The organism is Streptomyces sp. RLB3-17, from assembly GCF_007113425.2.
GTDB lineage: Bacteria > Actinomycetota > Actinomycetes > Streptomycetales > Streptomycetaceae > Streptomyces > Streptomyces mirabilis_D.
The window spans coordinates 1,093,533-1,113,574 of sequence record NZ_CP041610.2 but is presented as its reverse complement, the minus strand read 5'-3'; the positions used below and the strand labels follow the sequence as shown (position 1 = coordinate 1,113,574).

Here is a 20,042-nt window from a genome sequence, read left to right as displayed (position 1 = left end):
GTCTCCGATCCTGAATGATGGTCAGGTTTGGCCGGTCCTCACCTTCTCTTGCCTGTCATGACGTTCTCGTTTCCGGAATATTGATTTGCGTAAGCTGAGAATGTAGTTTCCACCACATCCGAGCAAGGAGGCAGGATGCGGTTCCAGGACAAGGTTGCGATCGTCACCGGCGCAGGCCAGGGCATCGGCGAGGGCTATGCCCGGGCACTGGCGGCCGAGGGCGCACGCGTGGTGGTCGCCGAACTCAACGAGGAACAGGGCGAGCGGGTCGCCAAGGAGATCGGCGACGCGGCTCTGTTCGTCAAGGTGGACGTGGCCGACCCGGCGTCGGCGGAGGCGATGGCGGCCGCCGTGATGGCGGAGTTCGGACGCATCGATTACCTGGTCAACAACGCTGCCATCTTCCACAGCATGAGGCGCGACGGCCTCACCACGGTCCCCCTCGACTACCTCAACCGCTTCCTCCAGGTGAACCTGATGGGCGCGCTGCACTGCACCCGCGCCGTCGTCCCGCACATGCCCGAGGGCGGCGCCATCGTCAACCAGTCGTCCACCGCCGCCTGGCTCGGCGGGGGTTACTACGGACTGGCCAAGGCCGGGATCAACAGCCTGACCGCCTCGCTCGCCGCCGAACTCGGCGGCAAGAACATCCGGGTCAACGGGATCGCGCCGGGGCCCACGGACACCGACGCCACCCGGAGCGTCGTGCCCGATCAGTTCCTGGAGCAGATGACGAACACCCTGGCCATCAAACGGATGGGCACCCCCGAAGACCTGGCGCCCGCCGTCCTGTTCCTGCTCTCCGACGAGGCGCGCTGGCTGACCGGTCAGGTCGTCAGCGTCGACGGCGGACAGGTGGTCCGGCTGTGAAGCGCCTGCTCATCGACGGCCGGCTCGTCGAGACCGAGAAGACCTTCCCCTCGCTCAACCCCGCGACCGGCGAGGTGCTCGACCAGGCCCCCGACGCCACGGCCGCCGACGCCGAAGCCGCCGTCGTGGCGGCCCGCCGCGCCTTCGACACCACGAGCTGGGCGACCGACACCGCCCAGCGCCTGCGCTGTCTCCGCCAGTTGCACCAGGCGCTGACCGACCATCAGGAAGAGCTGCGCGACCTGACGATCGCCGAGGTCGGCGCGCCCCGCATGCTCACCCACGGCCCCCAGCTGGACGAGCCGATCAAACTGGTCCCGTACTACACCGACCTGCTGGAGAAGTACCCCCTGACCGAGGAGCTCGGCGAGACCGAGATCCGCGGGCAGCGCCACCGCCGCTGGGTGGAGAAGGAGGCGGCCGGGGTCGTCGCCGCGATCATCCCGTACAACTACCCGAACCAACTGGCGCTCGCCAAGCTGGTCCCCGCGCTCGCCGCCGGCTGCACGGTCGTCCTCAAGGGCGCCCCGGACACCCCGCTGACCACGCTGTACCTGGGCGAACTGATCGCCGAGCACACGGACATCCCGCCCGGCGTGGTCAACGTCATCGTCTCCTCCGGGGTCGAGGCCGGCGAGGTGCTCACCAAGCACCCCGACGTCGACATGATCACCTTCACCGGCTCCACCGCGACCGGCCGCCGGATCATGGAGGCCGCGAGCGTCACCGTGAAGAAGGTCTTCCTGGAACTCGGCGGCAAGTCCGCCATGATCGTGCTCGACGACGCCGACTTCCGCGCCGCCTCCATGTTCGCGGCCTTCACCATCTGCTCCCACTCGGGCCAGGGCTGCGCGCTCACCTCCCGGCTGCTCGTGCCGAGGGAGCACCACGACGAGATCGTCGCCATGGTCGCGGCCGGCCTCGAACGCGTGTCGTACGGCGATCCGACCGACCCCAAGACCTTCATGGGACCGCTCATCAGCGAACGCCAGCGCGACAAGGTCGACGGCATGGTCCAGCGGGCCGTCGCGGCCGGCGCCACCCTGGTCACCGGCGGCAAGCGCGTCGACCCCGGCTTCTTCTACACGCCCACCCTGCTCAGCAACGTCGACCCGAGCAGCGAGATCGCCCAGGACGAGGTCTTCGGGCCGGTGCTCGCGGTCATCCCGTACGACGGCGAGGACGACGCCGTACGCATCGCCAACGACTCGATCTTCGGCCTGTCGGGCGCGGTGCACAGCGCCGACGACCAGCGGGCCATCGCCGTGGCGCGCCGGATCCGTACCGGCACCTTCAGCATCAACGGCGGCAACTACTTCTCCCAGGAAGTCCCCTTCGGCGGATACAAGCAGTCGGGCGTCGGCCGGGAGAGCGGGGTCGCCGGGCTGGAGGAGTTCCTGGAGACCAAGTCGTTCGCGGTGGTGGTCCCGTAATGCGCCCGCTCGAAGGCATCCGCGTCCTCGAAGTCGCCATGTACGGGTTCGTGCCCTCGGCGGGAGCCGTGCTCGCCGACTGGGGCGCGGACGTCATCAAGGTCGAGCACGCCGTCACGGGCGATCCGCAGCGCGGTCTGCGGCAGACCGGCACCCTGCGCGTCGAGGGCGACCCCAACCCCAACGTCGAGCACGCCAACCGGGGCAAGCGCAGCCTGGGCCTCGACATGACGCGGCCCGAGGGCAAGGAAGTGCTCTACGACCTGGCCCGCCGCTCCGACGTGTTCCTGACCAGCTTCCTGCCCGGACACCGGCGGCGGTTCGGCATCGACGTGGACGACATCCGCGCGGTCAACCCCCGGATCATCTACGCCCGGGGCAGCGCGCTCGGGCCGCGCGGACCGGAATCCGAGAAGGGCGGGTACGACATGACCGCCTTCTGGGCCCGGGGCGGCAGCGCCGCCAGCATCACCCCGCCCGGTGTCGAGGGGATGATCAATCCCATGCCCGCCTACGGGGACACGATCTCCGGCACGAACCTCGCCGGAGGGATCGCGGCGGCACTGCTCCAGCGCGAGCGCACCGGCGAACCGTCGGTCGTGGACGTCTCCCTGCTCGGCAGCGGCGTATGGGCCAACGGCCACGCCACCGCGGTCTCGCTGCACCTCGACAAGCCCTGGGTGGCGCCGATGCCCGGTGCCCACGGCTCACCGAACAACCCGCTGTCCGGCGTCTACGTCACGGCGGATGGCCGCTATCTGGCCTTCGTCATGCTGCAGCCCGGCAAGTTCTGGGCCGACGTGTGCCACCACATCGACCACCCGGAGTTGGCCGACGATCCCCGGTTCGCCACGGCGGAGCTGCTCGCCGCCCACACCGAAGAGGCCGTCAAGATCCTGAGGGCGGCGCTGGCCGGCCGCACCCTCGCCGAGTGGACCGAACGCTTCGCCACCCTCGCCGGGCCGTGGGCACCGGTGCAGGACACCCTCCGGGTGGGCGCCGACGTGCAGATCCGGGCGAACGAGTACCTGCTCCGGGTCGGCGAGATCGATCTGGCCGCCAGCCCCGTGCAGTTCGACACCACCGCTCCCTCACTCGGGCCGGCGCCCGAGTTCGCCGCCCAGACCGAGGAAATCCTCCTGGAACTGGGACTGGACTGGCCCCGCATCATCGAGCTGAAAGAAGCGGGCGCGGTCACCTGACCACCCTTTGTCGGGGAACGAATCCTAGGAGAACCGATGAGACGCTTGCTCATCGCTGTGGCCGTCCTGGCCCTGGCCGGGTGTTCCGCCCGCTCCACCACGTCGCCGAGCGGCGACAATCCCTCCGCTTCGGCGTCCGACTCCGCCGCGGCGGCCGACTTCGGCACGCTCAAGAACGTCTGCCACTCCGGCACCGCCAAGGCCTCCACCTCCCAGGGAGTCACCAACTCCGAGATCAAGGTCGGCGTCTTCAGCGACGTCGGCTTCACCAAGAACCCGGAGTTCGTCGACGCGGCCAAGGTGTTCACCTCCTGGTGCAACGACGCGGGCGGCATCAACGGACGCAAACTCGTCCCCGTCACCCACGACTCCAAGCTCGTCGAGGTCCGCCAGCGGATGATCGAGGCCTGTCGCTCGGACTTCGCGCTCGTCGGCGGCGGCGCCGCGCTCGACGGCATGGGCGTCAAGGACAGGCTGAACTGCCTGCTCCCCGACTTCCCCGGTCAGACCAGCCAGGCCATCGGAGCGGACCTCCAGGTGACCGTCCAGGGCGCCGCCACCGGTTACTCGCCCTACGGGGGCTACTTCTCCTGGCTGCTCAAGGAGGCGTACCCGGCCTCGGCGAGCAGCGTCGGGATCATCGCGGGTGACTCCCCGGTCGTCAAGCCCATCACCGCGCAGGACAAGGAGACGCTGACCGCGGCGGGCGGCAAGATCACCTACTCGGACCTGTATCCGGCCCAGGGTGTCTCCGACTGGACACCGTACGCGCAGTCCATCAAGAACAAGAAGGTCAAGGGGCTGGTCTTCCTCGGCGACTTCGCCAGTCTGGCCAAGCTGGAGCAGGTCCTCACCAACATCGGCTACGCACCCGACTGGATCGACGCCAACAGCAACGCCTACGGCCCCGCCTTCATCCAGCTGGCCGGCACCGCGCTGGCGAAACAGGCCAACTTCGCCGACCTCGGCGGCTTCTCGCCGCTGGAGGACGCCTCCGCCAACCCGGCGACCAAGAGGGTCGAGGAGCTCTACAAGAAGTACGCCCCCAACGCCCAGGTCACCCTGCCGGCGCTGAAGGCCTTCTCCAGCTGGCTGCTGTTCGCCACGGCCGCAGGCGACTGCGCCGAGCTCACCCGCACCTGTGTGTACGACAACGCGCGCAAGCAGACCGCCTGGACGGGCGGTGGCCTGCAGGCCCCGATGGACCTGTCGTCCTCCACCGTGCCTCCCAAGTGCTTCGACCCGGTCAAGGCGACCGCCAAGGGCTGGGTGGCCGCCGACTTCAAGCCCGACACCGGCGCCTATCGCTGCAACGGGACCCCCTACAAGTTCAAGGGCACCTATCCCAAGCCCATGACCCTGGCCGATGTCGGCAAGTCGTTGGCCGACCTCAAGTAGCCATGCCCCGCGGTAGGAAGGAAACGACGTGAAGGTACGGGTAGACCCGGAGCGCTGCCAGGGTCACACGCTCTGCGCCATGCGTGCTCCGGACATCTTCGAGCTCAGCGAGATCGACGGTCACTCATCGGTGATCAAGGAAGAGGTCTCGGACGACCAGCAGGACGAGGCCGTCGAGGCCGTCAGGTCCTGCCCCGAGCGAGCGATCTTCATCTCCTGAGGGGAGAACACTCCGATGACCACGGACGACACCGTCAACGACGACCCCAAGAGGAACCCGGTGCACTTCGACCGGCACACTCCCGAGTACCGCCACGAATTCCAAGCGGTCACCCAGGAGTTGCAGTCCAAGTGCCCCATCGCCTGGTCGGAGACCTACGGCGGTCACTGGGTCGCCAGTGGCAACCGCGAGGTCTTCGAGCTGGCCCGGTCCGCCGAGTTCCTCTCCAACGACCATGACGTCAAGGGCGAGCGGCGCGGGTACCAGGGCATCACCATCCCGCCGCCGCCCCGGGCGAAGGCCGTCAGGGGCGGGTTCCTGGAGATGGATCCGCCCGAGCAGCGCTACTACCGCCAGACGCTCAACCCCTATCTGTCGCCCGCCGCCATCAGCCGCTGGATTCCCTTGATCGACGAGGTGGCGCGCGCCTGCATCGACGAGAACATCGAGTCGGGGCGGATCGACTTCGTCGACGACCTCGCGAACGTCGTGCCGGCCGTGCTCACGCTCGCCATGATGGGCATTCCGGTCAGGAAGTGGACCATCTACAACGAGGCGGCGCACGCCTCGGTCTACACACCGCCGAACTCGCCCGACCAGGCCCGCGTCGTCGAACTGCAGAAGGCGATGGGCACGGACCTGGCCCTGACCATCGCGGAGATCCGACAGACACCGCGGCCGGGTCTGGTGGACGCCCTGGTCCGCGCGGAGATCAACGGCCAGACCCCGCCCGACGACGAACTCCTCGGCGTGCTCGCCCTGTTGATCGGCGGCGGCTTCGACACCACCACGGCGCTCACCGCGCACGCACTGGAGTGGCTCTCGGAGCACCCGGCCGAACGGGACCGCCTAAGCCGGGACCGCAGGGCACTGCTGGACTCCGCGACCGAGGAGTTCCTGCGCTTCTACGCCCCCGCGCCCGGGGACGGACGGACCTTCTCCGCGGACTGCGAGATCGCCGGCACCCGGTTCAAGGAGGGCGAACGGCTCTGGCTGTCCTGGGCGATGGCGAACCGGGACCCACAGGTGTTCCCGGAGCCCGACTCCATCGACATGGAACGCAAGGGCAACCGGCACAGCAGCTTCGGCCTCGGCATCCACCGCTGCATCGGCTCCAACGTGGCACGCACGGTGTTCAAGCGGATGGTCACCCAGGTCCTCGACCGGATGCCCGACTTCCGCTGCGACCCCGAGGGCGCCGAGCACTACGAGACCATCGGCGTCATCCAGGGCATGCGCCACCTCCCGGCGACCTTCACGCCGGGCCCCCGGACCGGTGCCGGGCTCGACGAGACCCTGGAGACCCTCCAGAGGGTCGTCGACGAACAAAGGCTCGCCGAGCCGGTCACGGTACGCAAGGGGCAGGCGAGGATCGACCGCTGATCTTCGGCGGCCCGTCAGGAGTACGTGTGCCACCCGAGCGGTGGCACGGTGAGGAGACGATGTGGCCGGACCCACGGGACGTCCGCTGCCGGTGATCACAGAGGAGAACGAGTTCTTCTGGACCTCCGGCGCGGACGGACGGTTGCGCCTGACGGAGTGTGAGTCCTGCTCGGCACTGCTGCATCCACCCCGGCCCGTCTGCCGCTACTGCCGGGGGCACGAGACCGGGGTGCGGGCCGTCTCCGGGTACGCGACGCTGATCGGCTTCACCGTCAACCACCGGTTCAGCGCGCCCGGCATGCCCGCGCCCTACGTGGTGGCGCAGGTCGCCGTCGAGGAGGACACCCGGGTCCGGCTCACCACCAACCTCGTGGAATGCGACCCCGACGAGCTCGAACTGGGCATGCGGCTGGAGGTCGTCTTCGAACAGGTCGAGGACGTGTGGCTGCCGCTCTTCCGCCCCGCGGCCGAGCACGGGCCCCCGGCTCCGCTGCCCTCGGACGAGGTGGAACCCGAGCACATGCGGCGCCACGTACGCCCCATGGCCACGCCCGAGAAGTTCGAGGACAAGGTCGCGATCAGCGGCATCGGGATGTCGGAGATCGGGCGCCGGCTGATGGTCCCGCCGCTGTCGCTGACCGTGCGGGCCTGCGAACGCGCGGTCGCGGACGCGGGCCTGACCCTCGACGACATCGACGGCCTGGCCACCTACCCGGGCGCGGGCGCCTACGGCGGCTTCGCCGAGGGTGGCATCACCGCGCTGGAGGACGCCCTCGGCATCAGGCCGACCTGGTACAACGGCGGCGCCGAGACCTTCGGTCCCGGCGGCTCACTCATCGCCGCGATGCTGGCCGTCGCGGGGGGACTCGCCCGGCATGTGCTGTGCTTCCGTACGGTCTGGGAGGCCTCCTACGGCGAGCTGATCCGGCGCGGCCGGATCACCCAGGAAGCCGGTCGCAGGGTCACGGGCTGGCAGAAGCCCTTCGGGGCGATCTCGGCGGCCCACACCCTGGCCCAGAACGCCCAGCGGCACTTCCACCGTTACGGAACCTCGCGCGAGACGCTGGGCTGGATCGCGCTCAACCAGCGTGCGAACGCCGCGCTCAACCCGACCGCGATCTACCGGGATCCGATGACCATGGACGACTACTTGTCGGCCAGGACGGTCACCACCCCCTTCGGGCTGTACGACTGCGACGTGCCCTGCGACGGATCGGTGGCCGTCATCGTGTCGGCCGTGGACGCCGCGCGGGACCTCGCCAAGTCTCCCGTCCTGGTGGAGGCCGTCGGCACCCAGATCATGGAGCGGCTCGAATGGGAACAGAGCTCCCTCACCCACGAACCACAGGTGCTCGGCCAGGCCGCCCACCTGTGGACGCGCACGTCACTGCGTCCCTCGGACGTCGACGTGGCCCAGCTCTACGACGGCTTCACCTTCAACTGCCTCTCCTGGATCGAGGGGCTCGGCTTCTGCGGCATCGGTGAGGCCAAGGACTTCCTCGACGGAGGCAAGAACATCGCCAGGGACGGACTGCTCCCGCTGAACACCCACGGCGGCCAGCTCTCGCACGGCCGCACCCACGGCCTGGGGCTCGTCCACGAGGCCGTCACACAGGTGCGCGGCGAGGCCGGAGCGCGCCAGGTGGACGGCGCCCGGGTCGCCGTGACGAGCACCGGCGGCCTCACCCCGAGCGGGGTCATCCTGCTGCGGGCGGACACATGACCGGCGTCTCCCGTGTCGTCGACGTCGACGGCATCCCCGTATCGGCGCTGCTCCAGGAGGCGCGCCGGCCCCGGGCCGTCGTCCTGGCGCTGCACGGCGGGGCGGCGCACTCGGGGTACTTCGACTACCCGGGCAGGCCGCACCTGTCGCTGCTGCGCACCGGTTCGGCGCTCGGGTTCACCGTCCTCGCGCTCGACCGGCCGGGATACGGCAGCTCCGCCCCGCACGGTGGGGAGCTGGCCCCGGTGGAGCGGCGGGTCGACCTCGCCTACGCGGCGGTGGACCGGCTGCTCGCCTCGCGTCCGCGCGGAGCGGGCGTCTTCGTGCTGGCGCACTCGATCGGCTGCGAGCTGGCGCTGCGCATGGCGGCCGACGAACGGGGGAGCGACCTGCTGGGCGTGGAGATCGCCGGCATCGGGCGCCACCACCACGACGACGCGGTGGACATCCTGGGCGTACGGCACAACGAGTCGTGGCCGAGGCCGGCGGCCGGCAGCGTCCGGGACCTGCTGTGGAATCCCTCGCACCTCTACGAGGACGATGTCGTCGGCGGCGCCCGGTTCGCCTCGCCCTCGCCCTCCTACGAGGGGGTCGTGGCCAGGAGTTGGCCGCTGGTCCTTCCCGAACTCGCCCCACTGGTGCGCGTCCCCGTGCACTACAGCCTCGGCGAGCACGAGCGGGTGTGGCGGTCCGGGCCCGCGGCGCTGGCCGACATCGCGTCCCTGTTCACCGCCTCGCCGCGCGTCGTGGTCGACGAACAGGCGGACGGCGGCCACAACTTGAGCATCGGGCTGACGGCGATGGCGTACCACCTCAAGATCCTGTCCTTCGTCGAGGAGTGTGTGCTGGCTCGCGCGAGCGCGGCACAAGAGCGGCCCGGGAGGGCGAGTTGAGCGACGCGGACGTGGCAGCGCTGCTGCTGGTACGGGTGGTCCTGGGGATCGTGATGATCGCGCACGGACTCAATCACTGGCGGGGCGGCGGCCGGATCGAGGGCACCGCCCGCTGGTTCACCGGCCTCGGCCTGCGCGGCGGCACGCTTCAGGCGTGGATGAGCGTGGTCACCGAGATCGGCGCGGGCGTCCTGCTGATCGCCGGGCTGCTCACCCCGCTGGCCTGCGCGGCGGTCATCTCCGTGATGCTGGTCGCGGGGGTCCTCGCGCACCGGCCCAACGGGTTCTTCGTCTTCAAGGAGGGCTACGAGTACGTCCTCGTCCTCGCGGTGGTCTCGCTGGCCCTGGCGGTACTGGGCCCCGGCCGGCTCTCCGTGGACCATGCCGGGGACATCGAGGTGACCGGCTGGGCCGGCGGCGGCATCGCCCTCGGGGTGGCCGTGGCGGCGACGGCCGGTCTGCTCGGCGTGTTCTGGCGCCCGGCAACGAAGTCGGCCGAACCGCAGCCGACCGACACGGCGGAAGCCCCCGCCGCGCCCGGTCAACCGGCCGAGCAGGAGACCCGTTGATGCGCGTCGGATTCATAGGCCTGGGCAGTCAGGGCGCCCCCATGGCACGCCGGATCGTCGACGCGGGCTTCGAGACGACCCTGTGGGCACGCCGACCCGCCTCGCTCGCCCCCTTCGACGACACGCCCGCGAAGCGCGCCGTGTCCCCGGCCGAACTGGCCGCCGGCAGCGACCTCGTGTGCGTGTGTGTCGTCGACGACGCGGACGTCGAGGAGGTCGTCGCGGGGGATCGCGGGGTGCTGGCGGGGCTTCGGCGGGGAGGGGTGATCGCCGTGCACAGCACCGTCCACCCCGACACCTGCCACCGTCTCGCCGACCGGGCCCGCGCCCATGGCGTCACGCTCATCGACGCGCCGGTGAGCGGCGGCGGCCCGGCGGCGGCCGAGGGCCGTCTGCTGGTGCTGGTCGGGGGCGAGTCCGGCACCGTCCGGTTCTGCCGCAAGGTGTTCGAGACGTACGGCGATCCCGTGGTCCACATGGGCCCGCTGGGCTCCGGGCAGCTCACCAAACTCCTCAACAACGTGCTGTTCACGGCCAATCTCGCGACCGCGGCGGGCACCCTCGCGCTCGGCCGGGAGTTCGACGTCGATCCCGCCGCTCTCGCCGAGGTGATGGCCCACGGCAGTGGATCGAGCTTCGCGCTGGGCCGGATCGCGGCGGCCGGCGGGACGCTCGACCGCATCGCGTCCCAGGCCGGAGCGCTGCTGCGCAAGGACGTCCGGCTGGTGGCCGATCTGGCCGGCGCGGCCAAGGCCTCGACGGGCATCGTGCTGGACGCGGCCGACGCCACCCTCGCCCTGATCGAACACGAGCGCTGAGCCCCGGTCGTACGGGCGCCGGGCGCCGAACGGCGCGTGTTCGAGGGGTCCCCCGACGGCGACGGCGACCGTAGTGTTACGTCGGCACGGTCCGTCGCGGGAGGGGTACCGGATGGAAGAGACCCGGCGCGAGGAGATCCTCGAGGCGGCCCTGCGGGTGTTCGCGGAGCGGGGCTTCCGGGGGACCTCGATCGACGCGGTCGCCGAGCGGGCGGGGCTGACCCGGCAGGGTGTGCTGCACTACTTTCCGAGTAAGAAGAAGCTCTTCATGGCGCTCCTGCGCTTCAGGGAGAAGCTCAACCGCGAGCATCTCGAGGGCCATGACGACAAGGACGACTGGCCGGGGATGCTCGCCGCTGCGGTCGCCTACGACCACACCTACCCCTGTCTGGCCCAGGTTCACAGTGTGATGCTGGCCGAAGGGGTCACGGGAGCCGCTCCGGCGCAGCAGTACCTGCACGACCACTACGAGACCATGCAGGCGCTGATGATCGCCCAGCTCACCGAGCGGTACGGCGAGCGTCTTCCCAGCGGTCTGTCCCCGCGGGCCGCGGCCCGGGCCATGCTGGCGATGCTCGACGGAATGCAGCAGCAGTGGCTGTTGGACGGCGAGCAGGACGACTACCCCGAGATCATGCGTGATGTGCTGTCCGTGCTGCTGGGGTCCACGCCCGTATGAAGTCGCCCATGGCGGTGACGGACTCCGGGTGCAGGCTCGTCGCGTCGGGCCGGATCCGCAGGTCCACCGTGACCCCGGAGTGCGCCGCGCGGGTGGCGAACCCCAGGGAGTCGTCCAGCAGGGGATCGGTGCCCGCCGCGAGCAGCTGGACGGGGGGCAGCCCGTGGAGGTTCGCGTGCAACGGGCTCAGCAGCGGATCGGTCCGCGAGGTGCCCGCGGCGTAGTGCGCGCAGCGGCGCCGCAGTTCGGAGACGTCGAAGGTCGGATCTGCTGCCGCGTTGAGCAACAGGCTCGGGGAGTCCAGGGTCAGGTCGAGCAGCGCCGAGTTCAGCACCCCGCACAGGGGCGGCGGGGCTCCGAGGTCCCGCAGCCGCACCAGCAGGGCCGCCGCGAGCCCGGCCCCCAACCGCTCGCCCGCCACCGCCACCGGTCCCCTGGACTCGCAGTAGTCGTACGCGGCGTGCACGTCGTCCAGCGCGTCCGGGAAGGTGCCCCCGTAGCGGGCGCAGACCACGACGGCGTCCGTCCACAGGGCGAGGCGGCCGGCCAGGTCGAGCGCGGCCTCCGGGGTGCACGAGAGGTGCCGGTCGCCGTGCAGATAGAGCACGACCAGTTCGGGGCCGCCGGGCGGCCGTACGACCGGACCGACGGGGCTCGTCTCCACCTGGACCTCACTTGCCACGGGACATCACCTTCTCCGCTGCGTGCCAGTGTTCGTCGGCCACCCACAGGCGGGCGAAGGCGCGCGCCGCCTCGGTGGCCGGTACGGCCCCGCTCATGACGTGCTTGATCTCCCGCGCCGGGACGGAGGCGAGGGAGCGGGCCAGGGCGCGCCAGCCCTGGTCGAAGTCGGCCCGCGGCAGCACCCGGTCGATCACCCCGAGCCGCTGGGCCTCCTCGGCGCCGAGCACGGTTCCGGAGCCGGCGAGCATCAACGCCCGCCCCCGGCCGATCAGTTCCGCGAGCCGCTCGGCGCCGCCCCACGCCGGCATGATCGCGAGGTTCACCTGGGTGAAGCCGATCCTGATGTCGTCCGCGGCCACCCGGATGTCGGCGGCCATGGCGAACTCGGCGCCGCCGCCCAGGGCATGGCCGTTCAGGGCGGCGATCACCGGTCCGGGGAAGTGCGCGAGCCGGTCGCAGATCCCGCGCATCCGCAGGGCCATGGCCGTCGCCTCGTCCTCGGTGCGGATCGCGGCCAGTTCCTTCAGGTCGCCGCCCGAGACGAACGCCCGGTCGCCCGCGCCCCTGACGACCAGGGCCAGGGCGTCGGCGGCCGTGTCGAGGGCCTTGTCCAACTGGTCCATGGTGGCCGGCGCGATGGCGTTGCGGGCGTGCGGACGGTCGATGGTGATGACCGCGAGCCCCTGGTCCAGTTCAAGATCAACCATGCAGGCTTCTCCATGAGGGAGAGTGGGATTCTCGCTGAGTGAATATCATATTCTTACGAAGGGTGGCGGTCCAGACCGACGCGGCCCCCATCTGGTCGCGCGTCGCACGTCAGTCCTCGTAGACGACGGTGATGTCCGGGGTCACCGGCTCGCCCTGACAGGTCAGCACCCAGCCCTCGGTGACCTCGTCGTCGTCGAGCGCGTTGTTGACGCGCATCTTGGCCTCGCCCTCGGTGACCTGGGCGATGCAGGTACCGCAGTTGCCCGACTCGCAGGAGAACGGCGGCATGAGACCGGCCCGGCGGGCGCTCTCCAGCAGGGTCTCGCCGGAGTGCCGCGGCACCGAGCGCCGCTTGCCGGCGAGGACGATGCTGACCGTGCCCTCCCTCTCCGCAGTGTCCGTGCCCCCGCTCCCGGGGCTGCCGGGAGTCTCCCCGGCCGCCGGGGTGAAGCGCTCGGCGAAGATCTGCTCGGCCTCGACGCCGTGCACGAGCAGGGCGCGCTCCGCCAGGTCCATGAAGGGCGCGGGGCCGCAGAGATAGAAGTCCGCGTCCACATCGACGCCGGCGAACTCGCGCACCTGGAGATCCGTGAGGAAACCGCCCTGGTCGTCCAGGTGGTGGCGGATCTCGAACCGGTCCGGATGTCGCTCGGCCAGTTCGGTCAGCGCGGACCCGAAGATGATCGAGTCGGCGTCCCGGTTGGCCGACAGGACGCGCACGCGCCGGTCCGTTCTCGCCAGCGCGGTCTTGACGAGTGACAGGACCGGCGTGATGCCACTGCCCCCGCAATAGGCCACCAGGGGCTCGTCGGTCTCCCGCAGGCAGAACACCCCGGCGGGCGCCGTGGTCTCTATGACGTCCCCGGGTGCGAGATGTTCGTGCATCCAGTTCGACACCAGGCCGCCCGGCACGCGCTTCACCGTCGTCATCAGCTCGTCGTCGGTCTCCGGGGAACTCGACATCGAGTAGCTGCGCAGGGCGCCGCAGGCCCTGACCGTCAGGAACTGCCCGGCCCGGTAGGCGAACGGCGCGTCGAGCACGTATGTGCGCGTGTCGGCTGTCTCCTGGACGATCCGCTTGATCCGGACCGGGTGGAAGCCGTGGTCTCGTACCATGTATGGAATTTAGCTTCTCCCTCTGCGAGAGTGCAATTCTCGCACCGAGGAGGGAGCTCTCGCCATGCGGACCGCCATGCGAACGATGCCCGCCGAGCTGATCGAACGGTACGAAGCGGAGGGCTGGTGGACTCGGGAGACGATCGGGGACCTGCTGGCGTACGGCCTCGACGCCACCCCCGATGCCGAGTTCCGAGTGCACTCGGCCGTGCGGCCCTGGGAAGGGACCTTCGCCGACGTCGAACGGACGGCCCGCAGGCTCGCGGCGGGGCTGCGCGCCCGAGGAGTGGGCCCCGGTGACGTCATCGCCTTCCAGCTGCCCAACTGGATGGAAGCCGCCGCGGTGTTCTGGGCCTCGGCCTTCCTCGGAGCGGTCGTGGTGCCCATCGTCCACTTCTACGGGCGCAAGGAGGTCGGCTACATCCTCGACGCCGTCGCGCCCCGCGTCTTCGTCACGGCCGAGCGCTTCGGCCGGATGGAACACCAGCCGGACCTGTCGGCCGCCGTGCCCGTCGTCGGCGTCGTGGGGCGGGACTTCGACGACCTGCTCGCCGACGAGCCGCTGTCCGGTGTCCTCGCGACCGACCCGGCGGCGCCCGCGCTGATCGCGTTCACCTCCGGGACCACCCGTGACCCCAAGGGTGTCGTCCACTCCCATCAGACACTGGGCTTCGAGACGCGCCAGCTCGCCGGGCTCTACCCGCCCGATCGGGGCCGTCAGCTCACCGCGGCCCCGGTCGGGCACTTCATCGGGATGGTGAACTCCTTCCTCATCCCCGTCCTCGACGGCTCAGCGGTGAACCTCGCCGACGTCTGGGACCCCGGGCGGGTGCTGGAGTTGATGGAGAGCGACGGGCTCACCGTGGGCGGCGGGGCGGCGTACTTCATGACGAGCCTGCTCGACCACCCCGACTTCACCCCCCGGCACCTGGCCGCCATGAAATACGCGGGTCTCGGCGGGGCGGCGGTCCCGGTCGCGGTCACCACCCGCCTCACGGAACTCGGCATGACGGTCTTCCGCTCGTACGGCAGCACGGAACACCCCTCGATCACCGGCTCCCGGTACACCGCTCCCGAGGTCAAGCGGCTCCACACGGACGGCGACGCCCTGCCCGGCACGGAGATCCGGCTGGCCGAGGACGGCGAGATCCTCAGCCGCGGACCCGACCTCTGCCTCGGGTACACCGATCCGGCCCTGACCGAGCGCGCCTTCGACGGCGAGGGCTGGTACCGCACCGGTGACATCGGGGTGATCGACGAGGACGGCTACCTCACCATCACCGACCGCAAGGCCGACATCATCATCCGCGGCGGCGAGAACATCGGCGCCCTGGAGGTCGAGGAGGCGCTGCTCGCCCTGCCGGCCGTGGCCGAGGCCGCCGTGGTGGCGGCCCCCGACGCCCGCTTCGGCGAACACGCGGCTGCGGTCCTGCGGCTGAGGCCCGGTCACCCCGCGCCCACGCTCGACGAGATGCGCGCCCACCTCGAACGGGCGGGCCTGGCCCGGCAGAAGTGGCCGGAGGAGCTGCATGTCGTGCCGGAGTTCCCGCGGACGGCGAGCGGCAAGGTGCAGAAGTTCGTTCTCCGTCGAGACATTGCCGCACGAGAAAATTGAGAATAGGATTCTCATAATCAGCGAAGGAGGATCTCATGCCGTCGCGCGTGTTGCCGTATCCGTTGTTCGACGCCGACAACCACCTGTACGAGACGGAGGATGCGCTCACCCGGTACCTGCCGAAGCAGTACGAGGGCGCCATCCAGTACGTGCAGGTGAAGGGTCGTACGAAGATCGCGATCCGTGGTCGGATCAGCGACTACATCCCCAACCCCACGTTCTCGGTGGTGGCCCGGCCGGGGGCGTGGGAGCAGTACTTCCGGGAGGGCAATCCGGAGGGCAAGTCGCACCGCGAGCTGTTCGGCGAGCCGATGAAGTCGATTCCCGCGTTCCGTGAGCCCGGGCCGCGTCTGGAGCTCATGGACGAGATGGGGATCCAGCAGGCGCTGAACTTCCCGACTCTGGCCAGTCTCATCGAGGAGCGGATGCGGGACGACCCGGAGCTCATCCACGCGGTCGTCCACTCGCTGAACGAGTGGCTGTACGACACCTGGAAGTTCAACTACAAGGACCGGATCTTCACCACGCCGGTGATCAGCCTGCCGATCCTGGACAAGGCGATCGCCGAGCTGGAGTGGTGTCTGGAGCGCGGCGCGCGGTCGATCCTCGTCCGGCCCGCCCCGGTCCCCGGGTTCGGCGGCTCGCGGTCCTTCGCGCTGCCGGAGTTCGACCCCTTCTGGAAGCGGGTCGAGGAGGCCGGGGTGCTGGTGTCGATGCACTCCTCCGACAGCGGCTACTCCCGCTACTCCAGCGACTGGGAGGGCAAGAGCCAGGAGATGACGCCGTTCCAGGCGCAGACCTTCCGGATGCTGGGCGAATGGCGGCCGGTCACCGACTCCGTGGCCTCCTGGGTCTGCCATGGAGCGCTGTTCAGGTTCCCCGAACTCAAGGTCTCGGTCATCGAGAACGGATCCTCCTGGCTGGTGCCGCTCCTCGACCAGCTGGCCGACGTCTACAAGAAGCAGCCGCAGGGCTTCCTGGGCGATCCGGTCGAAGAGGTCAAGAACCGGATCCACATCAGCCCGTTCTGGGAGGAGGACATGGCCGAGCTGGCCGGGATCATCGGCGTCGAGCGGGTGCTGTTCGGCTCCGACTACCCCCACCCCGAGGGCCTGGCCGACCCGGTCACCTACATCGACGCGATCCAGGGCATGAAGGAGGCCGACCAGGCCATGATCATGGGCGGCAACCTGGCCCGGTTGATCGGCGTATGAAAGGGGAGACCATCCCGCGGATGGTGCTGGGCGCGGCCGACCGCTTCGGTGACGCCGAAGCGGTCGTGGACGGTCAACTTCGGCTCACCTTCAGGGAGTTGGCCGATCGCGTGCGCACCGCCGCAGGGGCGTTCGCGGCGGCGGGCGTCGGCAGGGGCGACCGGGCGGCGATCTGGGCGCCCAACTCCGCCGAGTGGATCATCGCGGCCTTCGGGCTGCTGACCGCCGGCGGTGTCCTGGTCCCGGTCAACACCCGGTTCAAGGCGGACGAGGCGGGTGACATCATCCGCCGCAGCGGAGCCAAGGTCGTCCTCGTCGAGAAGGGCTTCCTCGGTCTGGACTTCGAGGTGCCGTCCGGCGTGCCCGTGTTCGACATCAAGTCGGACTTCCTCGCGAGCGGTTCGCCCTACGAGGCCGAGGTGAGCGGCGACGACGTGTGCGACATCGTGTTCACCTCGGGGACCACCGGGCGGCCCAAGGGCGTGCTGATGACACACGCCCAGACACTCCGGCTGTACGCGGAGTGGTGCGACCTGGCGGACCTCAGGGAGGGCGACCGCTATCTGATCGTCAACCCGTTCTTCCACATCTTCGGCTACAAGGCGGGCTGCATCACGTCCCTGATCAGGGGCGCGACCATCCTCCCGGTGCCGGTCTTCGACGTGGACCGGGTCCTCGCACTGGTCGAGCGCGAGAAGGTGACGGTCCTGCCGGGCCCGCCCACCCTCTACCACTCACTGCTGGCCGCACAGGGCGGCCACGACCTGTCCTCGCTGCGGGTCGCCGTCACCGGAGCCGCCGACATCCCGGTCGACCTCGTCCGCAGAATCGTCACCGACCTGCCCTTCCGCACCGTCATGACGGGCTACGGCCTGACCGAGGCGGGTACGGCCACGGCCTCGCGCCCCGGCGACTCCTTCGAGGACATCGCGACGACCGTCGGCACCCCCTGCGACGGCGTCGAGATCCGGATCGCGGACGACGGAGAGGTCCTGGTGCGCGGGTACAGCGTCATGCGCGGCTACCTCGACGACCCGGCCGCGACCGCCGAGGCGATCGACCCGGACGGCTGGCTGCACACCGGGGACCTCGGGACGCTCGACGAGCGGGGTCGGCTGCGGATCGTCGGCCGCAAGAAGGACATGTTCGTCGTGGGCGGCTTCAACGCCTACCCGGCCGAGATCGAGGGCTTCCTGATGGAGCATCCGGCCGTCGCCCAGGCCGCCGTGATCGGCGTACCGGACGAGCGGCTCGGCCAGGTGGGCAAGGCTTTCGTGGTCCCTCGCGGGGCCCTCGCGGCGGGTGAGCTGATCGCCTGGAGCCGGGAGCGGATGGCCGGGTTCAAGGTGCCCAGGTATGTGGAGTTCCTCGAAGAGCTGCCGCTGAACGCCACCGGCAAGGTGATGAAGGACCAATTGCGATGACGTCTGAAGCGAAGCCACCGGAGAAGAGTCCCGTGAAGCCGCCTGAGAAGGACGACTTCTCCCGCACGGCCTCCGGGATTCCCCTCAAGGCGGTCTACGGGCCCGGGGACCGGACCGTCGAGCCGCCCGCACCGGGGCGCTTCCCCTTCACCCGCGGCAACTACTCCGCCGGCTACCGGGGGCGGCTGTGGACGCTGCGTCAGTACTCCGGCTTCGGCACCGCCGAGGAGTCCAACCGGCGCTACCGCTACCTCCTCGAACAGGGCGGCACCGGACTGTCCGTGGCGCTCGACCTGCCCACCCAGTGCGGCTACGACTCCGACGATCCGGAGGTGAGCGAGGAGGTCGGCCGGGTCGGCGTCGCCCTCGACACGCTCGCCGACGCCGAGGTGCTCTTCGAGGACATCCCCCTCGACCGGATCAGCACCAGCTTCACCATCAACGGCACGGCGGCGATCCTGCTGGCGTTCTACGTGGCCGCCGCCGAGCGCGGCGGAGTACCCCGGGCGAAACTCACCGGGACGATCCAGAACGACATCCTCAAGGAGTACGCGTCCCGGGGCACCTGGATCTGGCCGCCGGAACCGTCGCTGCGGCTGATCGCCGACACCATCGAGTTCTGCGCCGCCGAGGTGCCGCGGTTCAACGCGATCTCGGTGGCCGGCGCGCACTTCCGCGACGCCGGCGCCAACGCCGTGCAGGAGATGGCGTTCACGCTCGCCGACGGCGTCACCTACTGCGACACGGTGCTGGCGCGCGGCCGGATGACGATCGACCGGTTCGCCCCGCAGATCTCCTTCTTCTTCTACACCCACGGCGACTTCTTCGAGGAGATCGCCAAGTACCGTGCGGGCCGCAGACGTTGGGCGACCATCGTCCGCGAGCGGTACGGCGCGAGCACCGACAGGGCGTCGATGTTCCGCTTCGGCTGTGTGGCCGGCGGGGCCTCCCTGTACGCGCCGCAGGCGCAGAACAACACGGTCCGGGTGGCGTACGAGGCGATGGCCTCGGTGCTGGGCGGCGTCCAGTCGATGTTCACGGCGGCCTGGGACGAGCCGTTCGCGCTGCCCAGCGAGGAGTCGGCGACGCTCGCCCTGCGCACCCAGCAGATCCTCGCCCACGAGACCGGCGTCGCCCGGGTCGCGGACCCACTCGGCGGCTCGTACTTCGTGGAAGCCCTCACGGACGCCACCGAGGAACGCATCGTCGAGATCATGGCGGACCTGGAACACCACGGGGGAATGGTCCGGGCGATCGAGGACGGCTACCTCCAGGGCCTCATCGCCGACGAGGCCTACCGCCTCCACCAGGACGTCGAAGCGGGCACCCGGCCGGTCGTCGGCGTCAACCGCTTCGCCACGCCCGAGCCGCCGCCCCGGCTGGAGACGTACGAGCTCGACGGAGAAGGCCGCGACCGGCAGTTGAAGCGGCTCGCCGACGTGAAGGCCACCCGCGACGCCGCGGCCGTACGGGACCGCCTCGCCGCCCTCGCCCGCGGCGCCGAGGGCACCGACAACCTCATGCCCCTGCTCATCGACTGCGCCAAGGCCTACTGCACGGTCGGCGAGATGGTCGCCGCCCTCAAGGCGGTCTGGGGCGAGTTCCGGCAACCGGTGGTGTTCTGATGTCGTCCCGTGTGCTCATCGCCAAACCCGGTCTGGACGGCCACGACCGGGGGGCCAAGATCGTCGCGCGGACGCTGCGGGACGCCGGGTTCGAGGTGGTCTTCACCGGCATCCGTCAGCGCGTCGACACCATCGTGGCGACCGCGCTCCAGGAGGACGTGGCCGTGGTCGGCCTCAGCATCCTCTCCGGCGCGCACCTGGCACTGACGACGCGGGTCGTGGAGGGGCTGCGGGCCGCCGGGGCCGAGGACATCGCCGTCGTCGTGGGCGGCACCATCCCGCCGGACGACGTGCCCCGCATGAAGGCGGCGGGTGCGGCGGCGGTCTTCCCCACCGGAACCCCCCTCGACGCCATCGTGGCGCAGATGCGTGCCCTGACGGCGGTCGTCCCCGCCTCGCCCGCGACCCCCTGACCTGCCGCCGCCGGACGACGCGGGAGGCCGGCCACTCGAAATACCCGAACCTCGG

Annotated in this window: 19 protein-coding genes; 16 read left to right on the top strand and 3 right to left on the bottom strand. The window is 70.2% G+C overall.

Translation table 11 applies throughout. The features are described from left to right. Window positions 1–135 precede the first annotated feature (135 nt). The 11 genes from FNV62_RS05280 to FNV62_RS05230 all read left to right on the top strand — a co-directional run bounded on the left by FNV62_RS05280 (window position 136) and on the right by FNV62_RS05230 (window position 11,188). Window positions 136–870 (top strand): SDR family oxidoreductase, encoded by a 735-nt coding sequence (locus FNV62_RS05280; RefSeq protein ID WP_060897813.1) that lies wholly within the window; start codon window positions 136–138, stop codon window positions 868–870. Beyond that, a complete protein-coding gene (locus FNV62_RS05275; RefSeq protein WP_181360843.1) occupies window positions 867–2,303 on the top strand; it encodes an aldehyde dehydrogenase family protein in 1,437 nt (478 codons plus the stop codon). The genes FNV62_RS05280 and FNV62_RS05275 overlap by 4 nt, the downstream gene beginning before the upstream one ends. Next, window positions 2,303–3,505 carry a CaiB/BaiF CoA transferase family protein gene (locus FNV62_RS05270; protein ID WP_143600085.1) on the top strand — a complete coding sequence of 401 codons (1,203 nt, stop codon included), beginning with the start codon at window positions 2,303–2,305 and terminating at the stop codon, window positions 3,503–3,505. Before FNV62_RS05275 ends, FNV62_RS05270 begins: the two co-directional genes overlap by 1 nt. A 36-nt stretch (window positions 3,506–3,541) precedes the next feature. After that, complete coding sequence (locus FNV62_RS05265; RefSeq protein WP_143600084.1) at window positions 3,542–4,903, top strand: ABC transporter substrate-binding protein; 1,362 nt, start codon at window positions 3,542–3,544, stop codon at window positions 4,901–4,903. 28 nt (window positions 4,904–4,931) lie between these two features. Beyond that, complete coding sequence (locus tag FNV62_RS05260; protein WP_054235694.1) at window positions 4,932–5,123, top strand: ferredoxin; 192 nt, start codon at window positions 4,932–4,934, stop codon at window positions 5,121–5,123. A gap of 15 nt (window positions 5,124–5,138) precedes the next feature. Further along, entirely contained in the window at window positions 5,139–6,506 is a 1,368-nt protein-coding gene (locus FNV62_RS05255; protein ID WP_097282800.1) for a cytochrome P450, read from the top strand. 61 nt (window positions 6,507–6,567) lie between these two features. After that, a complete protein-coding gene (locus FNV62_RS05250) occupies window positions 6,568–8,229 on the top strand; it encodes a thiolase C-terminal domain-containing protein (RefSeq protein ID WP_143612344.1) in 1,662 nt (553 codons plus the stop codon). Further along, window positions 8,226–9,122, top strand: a complete 897-nt coding sequence (locus FNV62_RS05245) for an alpha/beta hydrolase (RefSeq protein WP_054235697.1) — start codon at window positions 8,226–8,228, stop codon at window positions 9,120–9,122. The genes FNV62_RS05250 and FNV62_RS05245 overlap by 4 nt, the downstream gene beginning before the upstream one ends. Then, window positions 9,119–9,691: a DoxX family protein gene (locus FNV62_RS05240; RefSeq protein WP_097282797.1), complete on the top strand. Its 573-nt coding sequence runs from the start codon at window positions 9,119–9,121 to the stop codon at window positions 9,689–9,691. Before FNV62_RS05245 ends, FNV62_RS05240 begins: the two co-directional genes overlap by 4 nt. Next, entirely contained in the window at window positions 9,691–10,509 is an 819-nt protein-coding gene (locus FNV62_RS05235) for an NAD(P)-dependent oxidoreductase (protein WP_143600081.1), read from the top strand. The genes FNV62_RS05240 and FNV62_RS05235 overlap by 1 nt, the downstream gene beginning before the upstream one ends. A 112-nt stretch (window positions 10,510–10,621) precedes the next feature. Next, complete coding sequence (locus tag FNV62_RS05230; protein ID WP_054235700.1) at window positions 10,622–11,188, top strand: TetR/AcrR family transcriptional regulator; 567 nt, start codon at window positions 10,622–10,624, stop codon at window positions 11,186–11,188. Here the strand turns inward: FNV62_RS05230 and FNV62_RS05225 are convergent. The 3 genes from FNV62_RS05225 to FNV62_RS05215 form a co-directional block, all read right to left on the bottom strand. Beyond that, entirely contained in the window at window positions 11,142–11,870 is a 729-nt protein-coding gene (locus FNV62_RS05225; RefSeq protein ID WP_143607004.1) for an alpha/beta hydrolase fold domain-containing protein, read from the bottom strand. The genes FNV62_RS05230 and FNV62_RS05225 overlap by 47 nt on opposite strands. Then, window positions 11,860–12,579, bottom strand: coding sequence for an enoyl-CoA hydratase/isomerase family protein (locus tag FNV62_RS05220; RefSeq protein ID WP_143607003.1), 720 nt, complete (start codon window positions 12,577–12,579; stop codon window positions 11,860–11,862). Before FNV62_RS05220 ends, FNV62_RS05225 begins: the two co-directional genes overlap by 11 nt. A 109-nt stretch (window positions 12,580–12,688) precedes the next feature. Beyond that, a complete protein-coding gene (locus FNV62_RS05215) occupies window positions 12,689–13,696 on the bottom strand; it encodes a ferredoxin--NADP reductase (protein WP_144314737.1) in 1,008 nt (335 codons plus the stop codon). Between the two features lie 64 nt (window positions 13,697–13,760). On the opposite strand from FNV62_RS05215, the gene FNV62_RS05210 reads away from it, so the two are divergent. The 5 genes from FNV62_RS05210 to FNV62_RS05190 are packed head-to-tail and all read left to right on the top strand — an operon-like array spanning window position 13,761 to window position 19,987. Continuing rightward, complete coding sequence (locus FNV62_RS05210) at window positions 13,761–15,311, top strand: AMP-binding protein (protein WP_205523124.1); 1,551 nt, start codon at window positions 13,761–13,763, stop codon at window positions 15,309–15,311. 35 nt (window positions 15,312–15,346) lie between these two features. Continuing rightward, a complete protein-coding gene (locus tag FNV62_RS05205; protein WP_097282793.1) occupies window positions 15,347–16,525 on the top strand; it encodes an amidohydrolase family protein in 1,179 nt (392 codons plus the stop codon). Beyond that, window positions 16,522–17,949, top strand: a complete 1,428-nt coding sequence (locus tag FNV62_RS05200; RefSeq protein ID WP_097282792.1) for a FadD3 family acyl-CoA ligase — start codon at window positions 16,522–16,524, stop codon at window positions 17,947–17,949. Before FNV62_RS05205 ends, FNV62_RS05200 begins: the two co-directional genes overlap by 4 nt. Continuing rightward, window positions 17,946–19,574 carry a methylmalonyl-CoA mutase family protein gene (locus FNV62_RS05195; protein ID WP_225900147.1) on the top strand — a complete coding sequence of 543 codons (1,629 nt, stop codon included), beginning with the start codon at window positions 17,946–17,948 and terminating at the stop codon, window positions 19,572–19,574. Before FNV62_RS05200 ends, FNV62_RS05195 begins: the two co-directional genes overlap by 4 nt. Further along, the gene (locus tag FNV62_RS05190) at window positions 19,574–19,987 is read left to right on the top strand and encodes a cobalamin B12-binding domain-containing protein (RefSeq protein WP_054235705.1); all 414 of its coding nucleotides are present in this window, start codon (window positions 19,574–19,576) and stop codon (window positions 19,985–19,987) included. Before FNV62_RS05195 ends, FNV62_RS05190 begins: the two co-directional genes overlap by 1 nt. Window positions 19,988–20,042: the final 55 nt, after the last annotated feature.

Bases quoted from the DNA above. Each gene is read 5' to 3' on its own strand.
- FNV62_RS05280 (WP_060897813.1), top strand. From the start codon at position 136: ATGCGGTTCCAGGACAAGGTTGCGATCGTCACCGGCGCAGGCCAGGGC.
- FNV62_RS05270 (WP_143600085.1), top strand. From the start codon at position 2,303: ATGCGCCCGCTCGAAGGCATCCGCGTCCTCGAAGTCGCCATGTACGGG.
- FNV62_RS05265 (WP_143600084.1), top strand. From the start codon at position 3,542: ATGAGACGCTTGCTCATCGCTGTGGCCGTCCTGGCCCTGGCCGGGTGT.
- FNV62_RS05255 (WP_097282800.1), top strand. From the start codon at position 5,139: ATGACCACGGACGACACCGTCAACGACGACCCCAAGAGGAACCCGGTG.
- FNV62_RS05245 (WP_054235697.1), top strand. From the start codon at position 8,226: ATGACCGGCGTCTCCCGTGTCGTCGACGTCGACGGCATCCCCGTATCG.
- FNV62_RS05235 (WP_143600081.1), top strand. From the start codon at position 9,691: ATGCGCGTCGGATTCATAGGCCTGGGCAGTCAGGGCGCCCCCATGGCA.
- FNV62_RS05230 (WP_054235700.1), top strand. From the start codon at position 10,622: ATGGAAGAGACCCGGCGCGAGGAGATCCTCGAGGCGGCCCTGCGGGTG.
- FNV62_RS05220 (WP_143607003.1), bottom strand. From the start codon at position 12,579: ATGGTTGATCTTGAACTGGACCAGGGGCTCGCGGTCATCACCATCGAC.
- FNV62_RS05215 (WP_144314737.1), bottom strand. From the start codon at position 13,696: ATGGTACGAGACCACGGCTTCCACCCGGTCCGGATCAAGCGGATCGTC.
- FNV62_RS05210 (WP_205523124.1), top strand. From the start codon at position 13,761: ATGCGGACCGCCATGCGAACGATGCCCGCCGAGCTGATCGAACGGTAC.
- FNV62_RS05205 (WP_097282793.1), top strand. From the start codon at position 15,347: ATGCCGTCGCGCGTGTTGCCGTATCCGTTGTTCGACGCCGACAACCAC.
- FNV62_RS05200 (WP_097282792.1), top strand. From the start codon at position 16,522: ATGAAAGGGGAGACCATCCCGCGGATGGTGCTGGGCGCGGCCGACCGC.
- FNV62_RS05195 (WP_225900147.1), top strand. From the start codon at position 17,946: ATGACGTCTGAAGCGAAGCCACCGGAGAAGAGTCCCGTGAAGCCGCCT.
- FNV62_RS05190 (WP_054235705.1), top strand. From the start codon at position 19,574: ATGTCGTCCCGTGTGCTCATCGCCAAACCCGGTCTGGACGGCCACGAC.